This window comes from Lapillicoccus sp. (assembly GCF_036559105.1).
In the GTDB taxonomy this organism is placed as follows: domain Bacteria; phylum Actinomycetota; class Actinomycetes; order Actinomycetales; family Dermatophilaceae; genus Lapillicoccus.
The window spans coordinates 1-19,272 of the sequence record NZ_DATBTV010000051.1; the positions used below are offsets into that span (position 1 = coordinate 1).

At 72.6% G+C, this 19,272-nt stretch carries 19 protein-coding genes; 10 read left to right on the plus strand and 9 right to left on the minus strand.

Annotated elements, in window-relative coordinates:
- On the plus strand, window positions 1-301 hold a 301-nt coding region (locus VIG79_RS06825), incomplete at its 5' end, for a metalloregulator ArsR/SmtB family transcription factor (RefSeq protein ID WP_331883812.1).
- A gap of 23 nt (window positions 302-324) precedes the next feature.
- On the opposite strand, the gene VIG79_RS06830 is transcribed toward VIG79_RS06825, so the two are convergent.
- The 5 genes from VIG79_RS06830 to VIG79_RS06850 form a co-directional block, all read right to left on the minus strand.
- Window positions 325-579 (minus strand): hypothetical protein, encoded by a 255-nt coding sequence (locus tag VIG79_RS06830; protein ID WP_331883815.1) that lies wholly within the window; start codon window positions 577-579, stop codon window positions 325-327.
- Window positions 576-1,232, minus strand: a complete 657-nt coding sequence (locus VIG79_RS06835; protein ID WP_331883817.1) for a type IV toxin-antitoxin system AbiEi family antitoxin domain-containing protein — start codon at window positions 1,230-1,232, stop codon at window positions 576-578. Before VIG79_RS06835 ends, VIG79_RS06830 begins: the two co-directional genes overlap by 4 nt.
- Window positions 1,233-1,429: 197 nt before the next feature.
- On the minus strand, window positions 1,430-3,007 hold the full coding sequence (gene guaA, locus VIG79_RS06840) for a glutamine-hydrolyzing GMP synthase (protein WP_331883819.1): 1,578 nt from the start codon (window positions 3,005-3,007) through the stop codon (window positions 1,430-1,432).
- Window positions 3,008-3,070: 63 nt separating this feature from the next.
- The gene (locus VIG79_RS06845; protein ID WP_331883821.1) at window positions 3,071-3,448 is read right to left on the minus strand and encodes a DUF3817 domain-containing protein; all 378 of its coding nucleotides are present in this window, start codon (window positions 3,446-3,448) and stop codon (window positions 3,071-3,073) included.
- Window positions 3,445-4,233, minus strand: a complete 789-nt coding sequence (locus tag VIG79_RS06850) for an SURF1 family protein (protein WP_331883823.1) — start codon at window positions 4,231-4,233, stop codon at window positions 3,445-3,447. Before VIG79_RS06850 ends, VIG79_RS06845 begins: the two co-directional genes overlap by 4 nt.
- A 102-nt stretch (window positions 4,234-4,335) precedes the next feature.
- Here VIG79_RS06850 and VIG79_RS06855 point away from each other — a divergent pair, with 102 nt between their 5' ends.
- The gene (locus tag VIG79_RS06855) at window positions 4,336-4,977 is read left to right on the plus strand and encodes a hypothetical protein (protein ID WP_331883825.1); all 642 of its coding nucleotides are present in this window, start codon (window positions 4,336-4,338) and stop codon (window positions 4,975-4,977) included.
- A gap of 18 nt (window positions 4,978-4,995) precedes the next feature.
- Entirely contained in the window at window positions 4,996-6,387 is a 1,392-nt protein-coding gene (locus VIG79_RS06860; protein WP_414672596.1) for a pyridoxal phosphate-dependent decarboxylase family protein, read from the plus strand.
- A gap of 104 nt (window positions 6,388-6,491) precedes the next feature.
- Here the strand turns inward: VIG79_RS06860 and VIG79_RS06865 are convergent, their stop codons facing one another.
- Window positions 6,492-7,301 carry an IclR family transcriptional regulator domain-containing protein gene (locus VIG79_RS06865; RefSeq protein ID WP_331883828.1) on the minus strand — a complete coding sequence of 270 codons (810 nt, stop codon included), beginning with the start codon at window positions 7,299-7,301 and terminating at the stop codon, window positions 6,492-6,494.
- A 14-nt stretch (window positions 7,302-7,315) separates the two neighbouring features.
- Window positions 7,316-8,797 (minus strand): amidohydrolase family protein, encoded by a 1,482-nt coding sequence (locus tag VIG79_RS06870; protein ID WP_331883831.1) that lies wholly within the window; start codon window positions 8,795-8,797, stop codon window positions 7,316-7,318.
- Between the two features lie 170 nt (window positions 8,798-8,967).
- Between VIG79_RS06870 and VIG79_RS06875 the strand changes: the two genes are divergently transcribed.
- Genes VIG79_RS06875 through VIG79_RS06895 form a run of 5 tightly spaced genes read left to right on the plus strand, consistent with a single transcriptional unit; the run spans window position 8,968 to window position 13,169 of the window.
- Window positions 8,968-10,131, plus strand: coding sequence for a CoA transferase (locus VIG79_RS06875; protein WP_331883833.1), 1,164 nt, complete (start codon window positions 8,968-8,970; stop codon window positions 10,129-10,131).
- A complete protein-coding gene (locus VIG79_RS06880; protein ID WP_331883835.1) occupies window positions 10,128-10,925 on the plus strand; it encodes a citryl-CoA lyase in 798 nt (265 codons plus the stop codon). The genes VIG79_RS06875 and VIG79_RS06880 overlap by 4 nt, the downstream gene beginning before the upstream one ends.
- 36 nt (window positions 10,926-10,961) lie before the next feature.
- Window positions 10,962-11,834 (plus strand): hypothetical protein, encoded by an 873-nt coding sequence (locus VIG79_RS06885; protein WP_331883837.1) that lies wholly within the window; start codon window positions 10,962-10,964, stop codon window positions 11,832-11,834.
- Window positions 11,831-12,190, plus strand: coding sequence for a hypothetical protein (locus VIG79_RS06890; protein WP_331883839.1), 360 nt, complete (start codon window positions 11,831-11,833; stop codon window positions 12,188-12,190). The genes VIG79_RS06885 and VIG79_RS06890 overlap by 4 nt, the downstream gene beginning before the upstream one ends.
- Before the next feature lies 1 nt (window position 12,191).
- Window positions 12,192-13,169 carry a zinc-binding alcohol dehydrogenase family protein gene (locus VIG79_RS06895; RefSeq protein ID WP_331883841.1) on the plus strand — a complete coding sequence of 326 codons (978 nt, stop codon included), beginning with the start codon at window positions 12,192-12,194 and terminating at the stop codon, window positions 13,167-13,169.
- 11 nt (window positions 13,170-13,180) lie between these two features.
- Here the strand turns inward: VIG79_RS06895 and VIG79_RS06900 are convergent, their stop codons facing one another.
- On the minus strand, window positions 13,181-14,401 hold the full coding sequence (locus VIG79_RS06900) for an MFS transporter (RefSeq protein WP_331883843.1): 1,221 nt from the start codon (window positions 14,399-14,401) through the stop codon (window positions 13,181-13,183).
- A gap of 136 nt (window positions 14,402-14,537) precedes the next feature.
- Between VIG79_RS06900 and VIG79_RS06905 the strand changes: the two genes are divergently transcribed.
- A complete protein-coding gene (locus VIG79_RS06905) occupies window positions 14,538-16,253 on the plus strand; it encodes an ABC transporter ATP-binding protein (RefSeq protein WP_331883845.1) in 1,716 nt (571 codons plus the stop codon).
- Window positions 16,253-18,040 carry an ABC transporter ATP-binding protein gene (locus tag VIG79_RS06910; RefSeq protein WP_331883848.1) on the plus strand — a complete coding sequence of 596 codons (1,788 nt, stop codon included), beginning with the start codon at window positions 16,253-16,255 and terminating at the stop codon, window positions 18,038-18,040. Before VIG79_RS06905 ends, VIG79_RS06910 begins: the two co-directional genes overlap by 1 nt.
- Before the next feature lie 25 nt (window positions 18,041-18,065).
- On the opposite strand, the gene VIG79_RS06915 is transcribed toward VIG79_RS06910, so the two are convergent.
- Complete coding sequence (locus VIG79_RS06915) at window positions 18,066-19,187, minus strand: GuaB3 family IMP dehydrogenase-related protein (RefSeq protein ID WP_331883850.1); 1,122 nt, start codon at window positions 19,185-19,187, stop codon at window positions 18,066-18,068.
- Window positions 19,188-19,272: the final 85 nt, after the last annotated feature.

The following is a 19,272-nucleotide window of genomic DNA, read 5'->3' on the forward strand; positions in this document are numbered from 1 at the left end:
GCCGGTCGAGGTCTTCGCCGCCCTCGGCGACCCGACCCGGCAACGGCTGCTCGACGCCGTGGCCCAGGGCGGCGGCTCCGCGGCGGAGATGGCGGCGCTGCTCGAGATCACCCGCCAGGCGGTCGAGAAGCAGCTACGGGTGCTCGAGGAGGCGGGCCTCGTGCAGCGCGTTCACTTCGGCCGGCGGGTGCGGTTCGCCGTCCGGACCGAAGCCCTGGCGGAGACGGCGACGTGGCTGTCGTCGCTCGCGGACACCTGGGACCGTCGCCTGGCCGCTGTCAAGGCCCTCGCCGAGGCCTGACGTCCGTTGTCCGCTGGCGCTCCTCATGCGCTGGTGCGGATGCCGAGATCGAGCGCCGCCAGCACCCGCTCCGGGCGGCGCAGGTCCGACCAGGTGAGGCGGACGACGCGATAGCCCAGAGCACGGAGGGCGTCTTCTCGGCGCTTCACGCGCATCAGCGCGTTCCGGCCGTCGAAACGCGCGTACTTCACCGCGCCGTCGACCTCGACGACGATGCGCAGGCCGGGCAGCAGGACGTCGACGCGGGCGACGAACCGGCCGTCGTGGTCACGAATCACCACCTGCTGCTCGGCACGACGCCGAGACCGTCCAGGACCAACCGGGTCCAGGACTCACTGGGAGACTCTGACAGTCCGGTCGCGAGTCCGGCGACGCGGTGGGCAGCAAAGCCGAGGTGGTGGGACTCGGCGAGGGCGAGGAGTCGGGCGGGCGTGGTCAGCCGCCTACGGACGCAGGCGTCGGCGGCAGTGAGCCCGGCCCGCATCGACCGCTCCGCGGCCCGGAGCGCGGCGACCTCGGGGATGACGACGAGCACGCCCTGGTGCGGGAGCACCTCGGAGGCCTCCACCGGCGGGTGGACCCGGACGACGCCCGACCGGCGAGCCCGCCCCGAGCCGACCTGGGCGAGGTGGACGAGGCCGATGTCCGCCGCGAGCACCGGGAGGTCCCGGCAGGCCACCGCGGACAGGTCCGTCACCGCGTAGCCGTGCAGCCGGCGCGCGATGGACCGACACGTGAGCACATGGCGCCCCGCGGCGTGGCCGGCGCGGAGGGTGTCACCGCCGACGAACGAGCCCGCTCGCACGCGGACGAGCTCTCCACTCTTCACCAGCGCCCGGGTGGCGTGTCGGTCGTAACCCGCGGCGGCGAGCTCGGCCGTGTGCACCACGCCGGAGTTCGCCAGGAGACGCAGGCGCAGCAGCTCGTTCATGGCCACGAGCGTCGCGGGACTCCGCCCTGGCCGGATGGCCCGGCACGCCTGCTGTGGATGGTGGGACGAGATGTGCACAGCGTGTGGACCGCCGCCGACGCCACCAGCGAGCGTGCGCCCAACGGGATCCCGTGGAATCGGGGCTCAACCGTGGAGCGATGGGGCGGGAGTGACGGGTGGGTGACGGGTGTGGAGAGTCACTCCCACTCGATGGTGCCGGGCGGCTTGCTCGTGATGTCCAGCACCACCCGGTTGACCTCGCGCACCTCGTTGGTGATCCGCGTCGAGATCCGCGCCAGCACGTCGTACGGGACCCGCGTCCAGTCGGCGGTCATCGCGTCCTCCGACGAGACCGGGCGCAGCACGATCGGGTGGCCGTAGGTGCGGCCGTCGCCCTGGACGCCCACCGACCGGATGTCGGCCAGCAGGACGACCGGGCACTGCCAGATGGACCGGTCCAGGCCGGCCGCCGTCAGCTCGGCCCGCGCGATGGCGTCCGCCCGACGGAGCACGTCGAGCCGTTCGGCCGTCACCTCGCCGACGATCCGGATCCCCAGCCCCGGACCCGGGAACGGCTGCCGCCACACGATGACCTCGGGGACGCCGAGCTCCAGCCCGACGGCGCGCACCTCGTCCTTGAACAACGAGCGCAGCGGCTCCACCAGGGTGAACTGGAGGTCCTCGGGCAGCCCGCCGACGTTGTGGTGCGACTTGATGTTGGCCGCGCCCTCCCCGCCGCCGGACTCGACCACGTCGGGGTAGAGCGTGCCCTGGACGAGGAACTCCACCGGGTGCCCCTCGGACGACGCCGACCCCACGACGTCGCGCGCCGCCTGCTCGAACACCCGGATGAACTGCGCCCCGATGATCTTGCGCTTCTCCTCGGGGTCCGCCACCCCAGCCAGCGCCGACAGGAACTGCTCCCGGGCGTCGACGACGACGAGGTTCACCCCGGTCGCCGCGACGAAGTCCTTCTCGACCTGCTCGGACTCCCCCTCGCGCAACAGCCCGTGGTCCACGAACACGCAGGTCAGCTGGTCGCCGACCGCCCGCTGCACCAGCGCGGCCGCCACCGACGAGTCCACGCCGCCGGACAGCGCACACAGGACCCGCGCGTTACCGACCTGCTCACGCACCCGCTCGACCAGCGACTCGACGACGTTGGACGGCGTCCAGTCGGCCGACAGGCCCGCGCCGCGCCACAGGAAGTTCTCCAGCACCCGCTGGCCGAACTCCGAGTGCATCACCTCGGGATGCCACTGCACGCCGTAGAGCCGCCGCTCGTCGTCCTCGAACGCCGCCACCGGCGCGCCGGACGTGGAGGCGGTCACCCGCATTCCCGCCGGCACCCCGGTCACCGAGTCGCCGTGCGACATCCACACCGACTGCTCCGGGGGTTGCCCGTCGAACAGCGTCGACGCCAGGTCGGACACCGAAGCCGGAGTATGCCCGTACTCCCCGGTCCCCGTGTGGGCCACCGTCCCGCCGAGCGCCTGGGCCATCGCCTGGAACCCGTAGCACATCCCGAAGACCGGGACCCCGGCCGAGAGCAGTGTGCCGTCGAGGGCCGGCGCGCCCGGCGCATACACGCTGGACGGTCCGCCGGAGAGGATCACCGCGGCCGGGTTGCGCTCCAGGAGTGCCGAGACCGGCACGGTGTGGGGGACGACCTCGCTGTAGACCTTGGCCTCACGAACGCGACGCGCGATGAGCTGCGCGTACTGGGCGCCGTAGTCGACGACGAGAACCGGGCGGGCCTGGAGCTCATCGTCCACGCGCTCAGCCTAGCCACCCCACGAAGCTCTCCGCTTCGCTCCGATGCTTCGCGAGGACCCCGGCTAACCGTCGGCGGAGCCGTCTCCGGTGAGGTAGGCCCGCGACAGCAACGCCTCGGTCGACCGCGTCACGCGCGCCTCCGCGACGAACGGCAGGATCGGGACGAACCCGGTGAGCAGGTTGAGCACGATCCGCTTGAGGCCCCAGGCCGACTTGAGCCCCAGGTTCGCGATCGACGCCGCGTACACGAGGTAGATCAACCCGTGGATGGGGCTCCAGACGGCCGAGAAGCTCGGGTTCTGCGGGGGGCCGTACTTGACGAACATCGCAGCGATGAGGACGAACAGGGCGATGCCGGCGATGATCGCCATGACCCGGTAGAGGCGCAGGGCTGTGCGGATCTGGGCCGGCTTGGCCATGGTCGTGGGGTAGGTGCTCACGTGGTCGCTCCCGCGGGGCTTGCGTCGGTGTCGGTCGTGGTGGCCGCAGCCTGGTCGCGGCGATGGTCGTCCCGGACCATCCTCCACCACATGTAGGCGGCGAACAGACCGAAGACCCACCACTGGAGGGCGTACGCGGCGTTGCGCCAGGTCAGCCCGGTGGGGACCGGCGGCGGAGGCACGCGCTGCACCCCCGGGCTCGAGTCCGGCGACTCGGCGGTCGCGAACACGAAGGCGTTGTAGAGGTCACCCGGCCACAGGTTGACCAGCCGGGCGAGGTCGACCGACCCGAGCTGTCCGGGCGGAAGGGCGGCGCTGGACGAGGCCGGCGACTCCCCCGGCGCCAGGGTGCCGGCCACCGTGACCCGGCCGGCCGGAGACGGAGCCGGACCCCCGCCGGTCCCGTCGGTCACGAAGCCCCGCAGGACGGCGATCCGGGCCGAGCCGGACACGCCGGTGGCGTCCACGACGAACGGGGTCAGCACCCAGTACCCGGCGACCCCGTCCAACCGGCGGTCGGCCACGAGCACCTGGCCGGCGGCGTCGTAGCTCCCGGTCATCGTCACCGGCCGCCCCGACGCGTCCCCGGGGAAGGGGGAGTGCGGCACCATCACGGACCCGAGGGCGACCGGCGGCTGCAGCGGCGCGGCGGCGATGGCCTCGCGCTGCGCGTCGTCGCGCGCCACGCTCAGCTGCCAGAGACCGAGGAAGGTGAACGCCACGAGGAGCACGACGAGCGCCCCGAGGAGCCCCAGCCAGCGCGGCTTGAGCATCGTCCTCAGCACGGTCCCAGGCTAAATGACGAGGCAGTATGCGCCGCGCGCGTCCGCGGACGACCGGGGTTCGCGAGGCGGGCGTGGAGCGTCGTTGTGGCACCCTTGTGCCCCGTGATGCCCGCCGTGCTGCCCTCGACGACGACCCCCCAGCGCCGACTGCGCGCCGCGGTCGGCGCCCTCGCGCTCGCCGCGGTCCCGCTCGTCGTCAGTGCCTGCGGCGGCGGCGAGCCCGTCACACCGCTCACCACGACCATCACCGTCACGCCGTCGTCCGGGTCGACCTCGGCCAAGACTCCGACGACGACGACGACCACGACCCCGGCGCTGCAGCCGCCGAAGACGTACGAGCAGGCGATGCAGCACTTCGCGGCCGGGAAGGTCGACGCCGGCGCCAAGCCGCAGTTCACCAGCCCGACCGGCAACATCTACTGTTCGATCGCGGCCTCAGGAGCGGTGCCCGCCGGTTGCGAGGTGCGCGACGGCCGGGTGACCCCGCCGGCCGGCACCTGCGACACGAGCGGCGGCGGAGCCAAGGACGTCGGCCGCATCGAGTGGAGCGGGGACACCCCGAAGCCGATCTGCAACAGCGACACGATGATCCAGCCGGGCGCCCAGGTGCTCCAGTACGGCGCGATCGCGCAGGACCAGGGGTCACCGTTCCAGTGCGTCAGCGAGAGCATCGGCGTGACCTGCATCAACACCGCGGGCAAGAAGGGTTTCTTCCTGGCCAAGGGCGCCTACTCGATCTTCTGACCCCGCTACCGTTCGATGGTGGGAGCAGGACGAGACGCATACGAGGAACCCCTGGCCCGGGCGCACGAGCTGGCGCTCGACTGGCTCGCGTCGCTGGAGATGCGTCCGGTCCCGCCGGCTGAGTCGGTGGAGTCGGTGCTCGACGCGGTCGGCGGTCCGCTGCCGGACGGGCCGACGGCGCCGAGGGAGGTCGTCGAGCAGATGGCCCGCGGAGCCGAGCCGGGGCTGATGGCGATCCAGTCGGGCCGGTTCTTCGGGTGGGTCATGGGTGGCACGTTGCCGGCGGCGCTCGCGGCGGACTGGCTGGTCAGCGCGTGGGACCAGAACGCCGGGATGCGTTCGCCGACGCCGGGCGTGGTCGCCCTGGAGGAGACCGCCGGTACCTGGTTCCTCGACCTGCTGGCCCTCCCGGCGGACGCAGCGGTCTCGTTCACCACCGGGGCGACGACGGCCAACTTCGTCGGGCTGGCGGCCGCGCGGCACGCCGTGCTGGCGGGCGTCGGGTGGGACGTGGAGCACCGTGGGCTCAACGGCGCACCGCCGGTCCACGTGCTCGCCGGTGTCGAGCGGCACGACAGCGTGGACCTCGCGCTGCGGTACCTGGGGTTCGGCGCCCCGACCCTCGTCGCGGCGGACGACGAGGGACGTATGCGGGTCGACGCGCTCGCGGCGGCCCTCGACTCCGTCCCGGACGGGGAGGCGGTGATCGTCGTCCTGCAGGCGGGAAACCTCCACTCGGGCGCGTTCGACCCGTTCGTCGAGCTCGTGCCGATGGCGCACGCGCGCGACGCGTGGGTGCACGTCGACGGGGCGTTCGGGCTCTGGGCGGCGGCGTCTCCGCGTCTGGCGTCGTTGGTGGCGGGGATGGCGGACGCCGACTCGTGGGCGACCGACGCGCACAAGACCCTCAACGTGACGTACGACTGCGGGATCGCCGCCGTCCGCGACCGGGCGGCCGTGCGGGACTCGTTCGCGGTCCACACGCACTACCTCGCGGCGGCCGACCCCGAGGGACCGGGCAACCCGTACGAGCGCGTTCCCGAGATGTCTCGGCGGGCGCGTGGGGTCCCGGTGTGGGCCGCGCTGCGCTCGCTCGGGCGGTCCGGGGTTCGGGACCTCGTCGAGCGGTTGACCGCCCGGGCGGCCGCGCTGGCCGAGGGCGTGAGGTCGGTTCCAGGTGCGGAGGTGCTCAACGACGTCGTCTACACGCAGGTGTGCTTCGCCTTCGAGGACGACGCCCGGACGACGGAGGTCGGTGCGCGGCTGATCGCGGACGGCAGCACCTGGATCTCCGGCTCCCGATGGCGTGACCGAGGCGTGCTGCGGATCTCGGTGAGCAACTGGACCACGGACGAGGCCGACGTCGAGCAGACCGTCGCGGCCCTGCGGCGCGCGGCGGCGTCCGGCTGACCGGCTCAGCGGTGCCCCGCGACAACCGACAGCGCTGTCGGTCGTTGCAGCCTCAGGCTCAGGACGCCGCAACCATCGACGGTGTCGTCGGTTGTTGCGGCCGGTCAGGCGCCGGGGACCAGCTCGACCTGCGGGCGAGCGCCCCAGGCGGCCCAGTCGCCACTGATCCGGCTGGCCGTCTCGAGCAGGCGTGGCAGGTGGACCTGCAGCAGATGCTCGGTGGACGTCTCCGCCGCGTGAACGGTGACGTTCATGGCCGCCCGGACCAGCCCGGAACCGTCCCGCACCGGTGCCGCCACCGAGCGGACGCCAGGGGCCAGCTCCTCGTCGGCCAGCGCCCATCCCTGGGCGCGGACCCGGGTCAGCTCCCGCTGCAGGTCCCGCAGGGGCCGCTCCGGTGCCGGGGGCAAACCGGACCGCGACGGCTCGGCCACGACGCGCGCGACCTCGGACTCGGGCAGCGCCGCGAGCAGCACCTTCCCCTGCGAGGTCCGCTCGGCGGGGAACCGGGTCCCGATGTCGACCCGCAGCGCGATGATCTTCGGCACCGCGACCCGGGCGACGTAGACGATGTCCGACCCGTCGAGCTGGGCCATCGACGAGGACTCCCCCGTCTGGTGCACCAGCGCTTCGAGGTGCGGCCTGGCCATCGCCCACAGGCCGAGCGAGGAGGTGTATGCCGTGCCGAGCCCGAGAACCCGGGGCGTCAGCGCATACGCGCCGTCCTCCACCCGCACGTAGCCCAGCTCGGCGAGGGTGAGCAGGAGCCGCCGGGCAGTGGGCCGGGCCAGGTCGGCGGCGACCGCCACCTCGCTGAGGGTCATCGTCGGACGTCGCGCGTCGAAGCAGGTGAGGATGTCGAGGCCACGGGCGAGCGCCTCGACGAAGTCCGGTCCGCTTCCTCGTCCGGCCATGGGTCCCAGTATCGCTAGCCGGCCGACGAGTCCCCGAACAGCGACTCGCGGGCCTCTCTGGTCGCCGACGACTTGTACTCCGTGTAGGTGTACGGGTTGTCGAGGACGTCGTCGTCCGACGGCAGGTCGGGGTTCATCCCCTGCTGCCACGTCTCCTCGCCCATGTCGCCGCGCAGGTAGTCGATGGTGGACCCGATCGCGGAGCGCGCGGCGGCGAGGTCCGCGCCAACCAGCTTCCCGTCCCGCTTCACGACCACCCCGTCGACGAGCACGGTATGCACGTCGCCCCGCTGCGCCTGGAACGCCACATGTCCGTAGGGGTTCAGCAGGGGAAAGGACACCGGCGACTCGTCGTTCTTCAGCAGCACGACGTCGGCCTTCGCGCCCGGCGTGAGTCGCCCGAGGTCGTCCCGGCCGAGGGCCCGAGCCCCACCTCGCGTCGCCCAGTCGACGACGTGCTCAGCGCGCAGGTGCACGTGGGTCACGGTGTCGCCCTCGACGTGGGCCTCGAGGTGCTCCCGCGACCGGTCCGCGCCGAGCGTCGTCCGCATCGCCGAGAACAGGTCGCCGCTCCACCACACGCTGGTGTCCATGGACAGGGAGACCGGGATGTCGTAGCGGCGCACCTGCCAGGTGGGCGGGTACCCCTGACCGGCGCTCTGCTCCGACTCGGTCGACACCGACACCGACCCGCCCGTCGCGGCGATCCGCAGGTAGGAGTCCTTGTCGAGGGTCGCGGCGTGGACGTAGGTCGTCTCCGGTGTCATGAACCCGTGCTCGTGCATGAGCCGGATCCCGTCGTCGTTCGTCGCGCCCCACACCCCGGCGTGCGTGGTCACCGGGAGCCCGAGCTCGCGGGCGACCTCGAACGCCGCCTTCTCGGGAAACGCCGGGTCGCCGGTCACGTCGAAGGCCAGCTGCACGCCGAGCCGGTCGTCGCCCGCGTCGCGGAGCCCGGTGAGGAACCGCTGCACCTCGGGCTGCGCCGTCCACTCCCACGGCCCCGCCTGGATGTTGCCGTACGCCAGCACGAACCGGCCCGGCACGCTCCGCAGCGCGTCGACCGCCGCCTCGGCATGGTCCACGCTCTGGAGCCCGTGCGACCAGTCGACGGTCGTCGTGACGCCGGCGTCGAGCGCCTCCAGCGCGCCGAGCAGGTTCCCCGCGCGGATGTCCTCCGGACGGAACCGCCGGCCGTGCTCGAGGTAGTACCAGACGAAGTACTGGGTGAGCGTCCAGTCCGCGCCGTAGCCGCGCATGGCGGTCTGCCACATGTGCCGGTGCGTGTCGATCATGCCGGGCATGACGATGCCGCCCGACGCGTCGACCTCCAGCGCGCCGTCGGGGGCCGTAAGACCCGTGCCGACCTCGGCGATCCGGTCGCCCACGACGAGGACGTCGGCGTCGGTCAGCACCCGGTGGGTGTCGTCCATGGTCAGGACGGTGCCGTGCCGGAACACGACGGCGGACGGGCTGGGCTGGCCAGGTCCCTCCATGGCTCCTCCTCGAGTCGATGACGTCCGGGGTGTGACGTCTGCGGACGATCGTCCGCACTACGGACACTCGTGTCAAGGCTCCCCTTGACGTTCCTAGGTCTGGCTTGCGACTCTGAGCACCGATGACGGACGACTGTCCGCATACCGACTCGTGCTGAGGAGACGCGTACGTGAGCGACGCCGCCGCGGGACCCCTCGACGGGCTACTCGTCGCGGACTTCTCGCGCATCCTCGCCGGCCCATACGCCACCATGCTGCTCGCCGATCTCGGCGCCGAGGTGGTCAAGGTCGAGGGCCCGCGTGGCGACGACACCCGGTCCTGGGTCCCACCGGTCCACGACGGCGTCTCGACCTACTTCCTCGGCATCAACCGCAACAAGCGGTCGGTCGCCCTCGACTTCGCCGACGAGACCGACGCGGCCCTCGCCCGCGAGCTGGCCCGGCGCGCCGACATCGTCATCGAGAACTTCCGTCCCGGCGGCCTCGCGAAGTACGGCCTCGACTACGACTCCGTCGCCGCGGCGAACCCCCGCGTCCTGTATGCGTCGATCAGCGGCTTCGGCAGCGGCGAGCAGGGTCGCACGCTGCCCGGCTACGACCTCATCGTCCAGGCGATCTCCGGCCTGATGAGCCTCACCGGACCCGCCGACGGCGAGCCCTACCGCGCCGGCATCTCGGTGTTCGACGTCATGGCCGGGATGCATGCGACCATCGGGCTCCTGGCCGCGCTGCACCGTCGCGAGGAGACCGGCCGCGGCCAGCACGTCGAGGTCAACCTGCTGTCGTCGGCGTTGTCGGGGATGGTCAACCACACCAGCGCCTACGTCGCCGCGGGCGTCGTGCCCTACCGGATGGGCAACAGCCACCCGAGCCTGTTCCCCTACGAACCGCTCCCCTGCTCCGACGGCGAGCTGGTCGTCACGGCGGGCAACGACCAGCAGTTCGGAAAGCTCGTCGACGTGCTCGGCGTGCCGGAGCTCGCCGACGACCCGCGGTTCGCGAAGAACCCCGACCGCACCGCGCGGCGCGACGAGCTGCGGCCGCTCCTCGTCGAGCGGCTGTCGACCCGGACCACCATGGAATGGTTCCGCGACATCACCGCCGCCGGGATCGCGTGCGGGCCGATCAACACCGTCGACCAAGGGGTCGCGTTCGCGGAGGGCATCGGGCTCGACCCGGTCGTCGATGTCGGGCCGTCCGGCGCGTCGGTCCGCAGCGTGCGCAACCCGATCACGCTGTCCGAGACCCCGCCCACGTACCGGCTCCCGCCGCCGGCCCTCGACGAGCACGGTGCCGAGATCCGCCGCTGGCTGGGTGAGGAGCCCTCCGTATGACCGAACCGCTGCGGGTGCCCACCTCGCTCGGCACCTCCGATGCCGACCAGATCCGGCTGCTCGGCCAGGACCTCACCGCCGACCTCATGGGCCACGTCGGGTTCGGCGAGCTGGCCTTCTGGCTGGTGGCGCTACGCCGGCCCACGCCGTCGGAGGTCCGGGTCTTCGAGGCGGTCCTCGTCGCGCTGGCCGACCACGGGTTCACCCCCACGGCGATCGCCGCCCGGCTGACCTACCTCTCGGCGCCGGACTCCCTTCAGGGAGCTCTGGCCGCCGGCCTGCTCGGTGGCGGCTCCCGGTTCCTCGGGGTCACCGAGGACTGCGGCCAGTTCCTGGACGCCGTGATCGTCGACGTCGAGGGCGACCTCCCGAACGACGTCGCCGGGTGGGACGCGCTGGCGCTGGCCGCGGTGACCCGGACCCGTGAGGCCGGGCGGTTCGTCCCCGGCCTCGGCCACCCGGTCCACAAGGTCGAGGACCCCCGCACGCCGGTCCTCCTGCGAATCGCCGAGGAGGAGGGGCTGCGCGGACCGCACCTGCGGCTGTTCCAGGCGGTCGGCCGGGTCCACGAGCGGGTGCTCGGCCGCCGGCTGCCGCTCAACGGCGCAGGGGTATGCGGTGCCGCCCTCGCCGACCTCGGCCTGCCGGTCGAGCTGCTGCGCGGGTTCGCCCTCCTCGCGCGGGCGGCCGGGCTGCTCGGACAGCTCGCCGAGGAGCGTCGGCGCCCCGTCGGTATGGACGTCTACCTCGCCGTCGACCGCGGCGCCTACTACGTGCCGCCGGACCAGACCTGACCCGCATACCTTCGAAAACCGTTGGAGGAGAACCGAATGGCCACGGTCGCCGCCGTCATCGCCTCGACGCACCACCCGTTCTACTACCGCGCGAGCACGTCGACGGGGGCCGACCGCCCGCCGTTCGCGGACGAGTGGGTCGAGAAGATCGAGCGGTTCCGGGAGACCCTGACGCGGGCGCGGCCCGACGTGCTGCTCATGGTCGGCAGCGACCACTTCCACCAGCTGTGGCTGGACAACATGCCGCAGTTCCTCGTCGGCAAGGCGCCGTTCTACGACGCGAACTTCTACAACGAGGAGCGCGAGTTCGGGCTGCCGAGGATGACGCTGCACGGGCAGGAGGACCTGTCGGCGCACGTGCTGCGTGACGGGATCGACGCAGGGTTCGACCTGGCGTTCAGCAACGAGCTGCGGATCGATCACAGCATCACCTGCCCGATCATCACGCTGCGGCCGAAGGCGGACCTGCCGATCGTGCCGGTCTACACCAACATCTTCGCGCCGCCGATGCCGCGGCCCGAGCGGTTCGTCGAGCTGGGCCGAACGCTGCGGCGGCTGGTCGAGAGCTGGCCGTCGGACCTGCGGGTGGCGATCGTCGGGACCGGTCACCTGTCGCTCGAGCTGGGTGGCCCGCGCCAGTTCGGACCGCACGGGCCGGATCCCGACTTCGACCGGAAGGCGGTCGAGTGGATCGCCACCGGCGACGTCGAGGGGTGCCTGCGTGAGGTGACGCTGGACAGCCTGCACGCGCCGGGCAACGCCACGCATGGGTTCATGGATTTCATGCTGATGATGGGGGCGGCCGGCGACGGGGTGGCGGCGGACCACGTCGACTCGCTCGACCTGTTCCACACCATGGAGGCGTACTTCACCTGGTACCCGAAGTCCTCGGAGGGGGCGCCGGCATGAGCAAGTACCTGCTCGACAAGTTCCTCTTCACCGTCGACCGCGACCCGGAGCTCGTGGAGCGCTACCGCGAGGACCCCGCCGGGACCGTCGTCTGGTGGGAGGAGACGATGGCCAACCGGCTGCTCGGGGCGCACACCGGCGAGGCGAGCACCTGGCTGGCGTTCACCGACGACGAGCGCCAGGCGCTGGTGGAGCAGGACCACGTGACGCTGTTCGGGATGGGCGCCCACCCGTTCCTCACGCTCACGCTGTTCATCGCGTTGTTCGAGCGCGACCACGGACCACTGGAGTACCAGCTGGCCTACGGCGCCGCGATGACACACCTCACCCTCCCGTACCCCGACATCTCCACCTGACGTGCGCGCGGCCCTGATCGAGGCGTACGCGTCGGCGCCGGTCGTCGGCACGCGTCCGACGGCGGAGGGCTCGACCCTCGTGGCGGTGACGGTCGCGCCGGTCGTGCCGCTGGACCTGCTGTGCGCGAGTGGGACGTCGTACTTCGGGGAGCCGGCGCTGCCGTACGTGCCGGGCGTCCAGGGGGTCGGCCGAGTGGTGCGGTCGCCGTCGCTGGAGGCGGGGACGCGGGTCTGGTTCGCGACCTCGGCCGGAATGGCGCCCGGTGACGGCAGCCTGGCCGAGACGTGTGCGGTAGCCGCCGACGACGTGGTGCCGCTGTCCGGCGAAGTGGCCGACGAGGACGCCGCGGCGATCGGGACGTCCGGGATCGCGGCGTGGATGTGCCTGACCTGGCGCGCGGGTCTGCAACCGGGCGAGCGGGTGCTGGTGCTCGGCGCCGGCGGGACGGTGGGGCAGGCGGCGGTCGCGGCCGCCCGGTCGCTCGGGGCGGCTCGGGTCGTCGCGGTATGCCGGTCGGCGGCCGCAGAGGCGCGGGCGGCGAGGGCGGGGGCGGACGAGGTCGTGCGGGTGGTGGAGGACGAGACGGCGGACCCGGCGGCTCTCGGCCGGCGGTTCGTGTCGGCCGCGGGCGGAGCGGTGGACGTCGTCGTCGACCCGGTGTTCGGGCCGTCGGCGTTGGCCGCGTGCCACGCCCTGGCTCCGGGCGGCCGACTGGTCAACCTCGGCGGCCTCGGCGGCGACGTCGCCGAACTGTCGTCGGCGGTGCTGCGGGGCCGATCGGCGAGCGTGCTGGGGTACACCAACAACGCCATCACGTCGGCCCAACGGGCGGTGGCGCTCGGGGAGGTGCTGCGGCTGACGGCGTCCGGTGCGCTCGTGGTGGACCATCACATCCACCCGCTCGACGACGTGGCCGCCGCGTGGGCGGCGGCGACGCGCAACGACGGCGTCCGCCCGCTGGTCCGTGCGGCCCCGTAGGAGCCGGGCGCTCACTCGCTGACCGAGTCGGACGTCCCCCGCTCGATCGCCGGCATCCACCGCGTGATGACCACGAGCACGAACGACAGCGCGAACGGCAGCAGCATCGCCTTCTGCACGCCGTACGTGTGCACCAACCACCCCAGGACCGCGGGACCGCTGAGGAACGCCGCGTAGCCGAAGGTCACCACCACCGCGAGCATCCGCCCGCCCCCGAGGTATCCCGACGTCGCGTACACCTGTGGTGCGATCATCGCCACGCCGAACCCGACGAAGGCCCAGCCCAGTAGCAGCACCGGCAACGGCGTCGCGAACACCGTGATCGCATACCCGATCGCCGCGGCGACCGCCCCGAACCACACGACCGGTCGGTGCCCGAACCGCGCCACGGCCCAGTCCCCCGCCAGCCGCATGGCGACCATGAACAGGGTCACCGTGACCACGGCGATCGACGCGGTGCCCGCATCGACGCCGGCCACGTCGGCCATGTGGACTCCGGACCAGTCGTAGGCCGTCCCCTCCATGAGCCCGAAGCACACGGCCATCGCGCCCAGCAGCCACGCGATCGGCGGGATCGGCTCCTTCCGGCCGTCGACGGTATGCGAGACCGGCTCGGTCTCGGGGATCCAGCGGACCGTCACGAGCAGGCCCACGACGGCCAGCACGACGATGGCGAGCATGGCCGGGAGGATCACCGAACCGTTGTCGTCACCGACCAGCCAGGCACAGAGGAACACCACCGCGGCGCCCCCGAAGGAGCCGATGCTCCAGAAGGCGTGGAACCGGCTCATCACCGGCATCGGCCGGGCCTTCTCGACCGCGACCCCGAGCGCGTTCATCGCCACGTCGGTCGCGCCGTTCCCCAGGCCCAGGAGGACGCCGGCCACGACGGCCAGCGGGAACGAGCCGGCGAACGCCAGGACGGCCGCCCCCGCGATCATCAGCGGCAGGGCGGTCAGCGTGACCCGGCGAGCGCCCACCCGGTCGGCCATCCGGCCGCCGACCTGCATCGAGACGACGGCGGCCACCCCGACGATGAAGAGGAGCACCGCGAGCGTCCCCGCGTCGATCCCGAGGCGGGTGCGCAGGGCGGGAAGAACGCCGGCCCATGCCCCGATGGCCAGGCCGTTGATCGCGAAGACGGCACCGACGGCGACGACCGCCCCTCGGCTGCCGTGCGGCACGCCGCGCACGTTCTCGACACCGAAGCCGGCCGTGGTCTCGCTCGCCATGACGACCAGCGTAGAAGAGGACGCGCGAGTGCCCGGCTAGCCGTCCGAGCGTCGAGCAGCAGTCCGGTGGCCGCGCAGACTGCCTCGAGCGAAAACCGGTGGGAGCCGTCAGTTCTCGCGCGTACGGTAAATCCTTGTGCGCCTTCCGTACGAGCATCCGGGCACCCCGGACCTGCGCAGCCCGCTGAGCTTCCTGGGCTGGGTGGGGCGGGGTCAATGGCGCACGCTCACGGTGGCCACGTTCTTCGGCGTCGTGTGGATGGTCACCCAGGCCCTCTTCCCCGCCGCGATGAGCCGAGCCATCGACCAGGGCATCGTCGAGGGCCAGGCCGAGCAGCTGCTCCTCTGGTGCGGCGTCCTCGTGGGGCTGGGCGTGGTCAGCGCCCTGGCCGGCGCTGGACGGCACTGGTTCGCCGTCACGAACTGGCTGCGCGCGGCGTTCCGTTCCATCCAGCTGGTCGGCTGGCACAGCGCCGACGTCGGCGAGGCCATGACCCGCCAGACGCCCACCGGCGACGTGGTCGCGGTCGTCGCCTCCGACGCGATGCGCCTCGGCGGCCTCTACGACGTCTTCGCCCGGATGGTCGGCGCGATCGTCAGCTACGTCGTCGTGGCGGTCATCCTGCTCAGCACGTCACGCACCCTCGGTCTCGTCGTCCTCGTCGGCGTGCCGGTGCTCGTCGCCCTCCTCGCCTTCATCGTCCGGCCGCTCCAGAAGCGCCAGGCCCACCAGCGCGAGGAGTCCGGCCGGCTGATCGGCCTCGGTGCCGACACCGTCGCCGGGCTACGGGTACTGCGCGGCATCGGCGGCGAGCAGACCTTCCTGCGCCGGTATGCGGGTCAGTCGCAGCAGGTCCGCCAGGTCGGGTACCGGGTGGCCGGCGTGCAGGCGGCCCTCGACGCCGCCCAGGTCCTGCTGCCCGGCTCTTTCGTCCTCGTGGTGACCTGGCTCGGGGCGCGCTACGCGCTCCAGGGCGACATCAGCGTCGGCGAGCTCGTCGCGTTCTACGGGTACTCCGCGTTCCTCGTGCTGCCCCTGCGCACGGCGACCGAGTTCGTCGACCGGTTCAGCCGGGCCCACATCGGCGCCCGGAAGCTGATCCGGGTGCTCGCCGTGCAACCCGACCACCGCGACCACCCGGACCCGTCCCGGCACGCCGCCGAACCGGCCCCCGGCGTTCCGCTCGTCGACGAGCGCAGCGGCGTCGTCATCGAGCCCGGGCTGCTCACCGCCGTCGTGTCGGCGCGCCCGGAGGACTCGGCGGCGCTCGCGGACCGGCTGGGCCGGTTCGGGCAGGACGCCGCCGGCGTTCGCCTCGGGTCGACCTCCCTCCTCGACCTCCCGGTCGAGACCGTCCGCCGCCGGGTCGTCGTCAGCGAGTCCGACCCGCGGCTGTTCACCGGCACCCTGCGCGACGAGCTCGACCCGTGGGGCCGCTTCGACGACGCCACGATCCTGCGTACGCTCTCCGTCGCCAGCGGCGAGGACGTCCTCGAGGCGCTGGCCGACGGCCTCGACAGCGAGGTCGAGGAGCGCGGGCGCTCGTTCTCGGGAGGCCAGCGGCAGCGTCTCACGCTGACCCGGGCCCTGCTCACCGGGGCCGAGACGCTGGTCCTCGTCGAGCCCACGAGCGCGGTCGACGCGCATACCGAGGTGCGCATCGCGGGCCGCCTGGCCGCGGCCCGCGAGGGGCTGACCACCGCCGTCATGACCGCCAGCCCGCTGCTGCTCGACCAGGCCGACCGCGTGCTGTTCCTGCAGGGCGGGATCGTCACGGCGCGCGGTACGCACCACGAGCTGCTCCACACCAACCCGGCCTACCGGGCCGTCGTGATCCGAGGGGAGGACTGATGGCGTTCCTCATGACACCGCCGACGCGGGCCACGCTGCCCGTCGCCGAGATGTCCTCCGTGCGTATGCATACCAAGGGCATGCTGCTGCGGCACCGCCGCCAGCTGGTCCTCGTCGTCAGCCTGCACGCGCTCGCGGCGGTGGCCGCGCTGGCCGCCCCGCGGATCGTCGGCCTGCTCGTCGACACGGTCACCCAGCAGGGCGACGTCGCGACGGTCGACCGCCTCGGCGTCGGCCTGGCCGTCGCGGTGGTCGCCCAGACGGTGCTGACATGGTTCGCGCGCCGGTCGTCGTTCCGGATGGGCGAGGACCTCTTCGCCGAGCTGCGCGAGCAGTTCATGGACCGCGTCGTCTCGCTGCCGCTGTCGACGGTCGAACGCGCCGGTACCGGCGACCTCGTCTCGCGCACGACCAACGACGTCGAGGCGCTGTCGCACGTCGCCCGGTTCGGGATCCCGTCGATCTTCGTGGCCGTCGTCACCGTGGTGATCACCTGCATCGCGGCGTTCCTCACCGGCTGGATGGTGGCCCTGGCCATCGTCGTCGGGTTCCCGCTGCTGTGGCTCTCGACGCGGTGGTACCTCCGGTACGCGCCGGCCGGCTACCTGCGCGAACGGGCCACCTACGCGGTGATGAACGGCGTCGTCACCGAGTCGGTCGACGGCGCCCGCACCGTGGACGCGCTGCGCCTGGGCCATCGGCGGCGGGCCCGGATCGACCACGCCATCAGCGACGCCTACGACGCGGAGATGTACACCCTGCGCCTGCGGATGTGGTGGTTCCCCCAGGTCGAGATCGCCTACCTGTTCCCCGTCGCCGTCACGCTGCTCTGGGGCGGTTGGCTGGTGGCGCAGGGCCAGACGACCGTCGGCACCGTCACGACGGTCGCGCTCTACGTCACGGCGCTCGCCATGCCCCTCGACGAGCTCCTCATGTGGCTCGACGAGATTCAGGTGGGCGCCACCTCGCTCGCCCGGGTCATCGGGATCGCCGACGTGCCCCCGGACCGGAAGGCGAGCGGGGAGACACCGCGCGACGGCCGGCTCGAGGTCGAGGACGTCCGGTATGCGTACCGGTCCGGTCGCGACGTGCTCAACGGCGTCTCCCTCGACCTGGTGCCCGGGGAGCGGCTGGCCATCGTCGGTCCGTCCGGGGCGGGCAAGTCGACGCTCGGGCGGCTGATGGCCGGCATCGACGGCCCGCGGGCCGGCCGGGTCGACGTCGGCGGCGTGCGGCTGGTCGACCTCGAGCTCGACCAACTGCGCGGCGAGGTCGCCCTGGTCACGCAGGAGCACCACGTGTTCGTCGGCACCCTCGAGGACAACCTGCTGCTCGCCCGGCCCGGTGCGACGCAGGACACCCTGCTCGCCGCCCTCGAGGCGGTCGACGCGCGGGTGTGGGCGCTGGGGCTGCCGCGCGGGCTGGAGACGCTCGTCGGCAGCGGGGGGCACGTGCTGACCACCCCCCAGGCGCAGCAGCTCGCGCTGGCCCGGCTGGTGCTGGCCGACCCGCATACCCTCGTGCTCGACGAGGCCACCTCGCTGCTGGACCCACGCGCAGCGCGGCACCTGGAGCGGTCCTTGGCCGCGGTCGTCTCGGGACGTACGGTCGTCGCCATCGCGCACCGTCTGCACACGGCGCACGACGCCGACCGGGTGGCCGTGGTCGACGAGGGCGTCGTCACCGAGCTCGGGACCCACGACGAGCTGATCGAGGCCGGCGGTGCCTACGCGGCGCTGTGGCGGTCGTGGCGCGACGAGCCGCGGACGTCACCGGCCGGTCACTGAGAGAAGCGCGACCGCTCCAGACAAGCTAGCCGTGCATGTAGGGCGAGACCACGACCTCGACCCGTTGGAACTCCTTGACGTCCGAGTACCCGGTCGTCGCCATGGCTCGGCGCAGGGCTCCGACGAGGTTCGTCGTCCCGTCGGCCACCCGGCCCGGGCCGAAGAGGATCTCCTGGAGCGGGGCGGTCGCGCCGACCTCGACGCGCTCGCCGCGCGGCAGCTGGCTGTGATGGGCCTCGGGGCCCCAGTGGTACCCGCTGCCCGGGGCGTCGCTGGCCCGGGCCAGCGCGGCGCCGAGCATGACCGCGTCGGCCCCGCAGGCGATCGCCTTGACGATGTCGCCCGACGTACCGACGCCGCCGTCGGCGATGACGTGCACGTAGCGGCCGCCCGACTCGTCGAGATAGTCGCGGCGGGCCGCAGCCACGTCGGCGATGGCCGAGGCCATCGGGGCGTGGATTCCCAAGGTGAGCCGGGTCGTGTGTGCCGCGCCGCCGCCGAAGCCGACCAGCACCCCGGCGGCACCGGTGCGCATGAGGTGCAGCGCCGCGGTGTAGGAGGCTGCGCCGCCGACGATGACCGGGATGTCCAGCTCGTAGATGAACCGCTTGAGGTTGAGTGGTTCGGCCCGACCGGACACGTGCTCGGCGCTGACCGTCGTCCCGCGGATGACGAACAGGTCGCAGCCCGCGTCGACGACGGTCTTCCAGTGCTGCTGCGTCCGCTGCGGGCTGAGCGCAGCGGCGACCGTGACGCCCGCCTGCCGGATCTCGCGCAGCCGCTCCGCGATGAGCTCGGGCTTGATGTCCTCGGCGTAGATCTCCTGCATCCGCGCGGTCGCCTTGACCGGTTCGAGGCGGACGATCTCCTCGAGGAACGGCTCCGGGTCCTCGTAGCGGGTCCACAGCCCCTCGAGGTCGAGGACCGGCAGGCCACCGAGCTTGCCCAGGGCGATGGCGGTCTGCGGCGACATCACCGAGTCCATCGGCGCCGCGATCACCGGGATGGTGAAGTGGTAGGCGTCGATCTGCCAGGCGACCGAGACCTCCTCGGGATCGCGCGTGCGACGCGACGGCACGACGGCGATGTCGTCGAAGGAGTAGGCGCGGCGGCCCCGCTTGCCCCGGCCGATCTCGATCTCGGTCATCGTGTCGTTACCCCTCGCTGACGCACCGCGCGAGCCTACCCGGAGGCGGGCGGCCCCCAACGCGGCCCGGGTTCGTGGTGTTCCG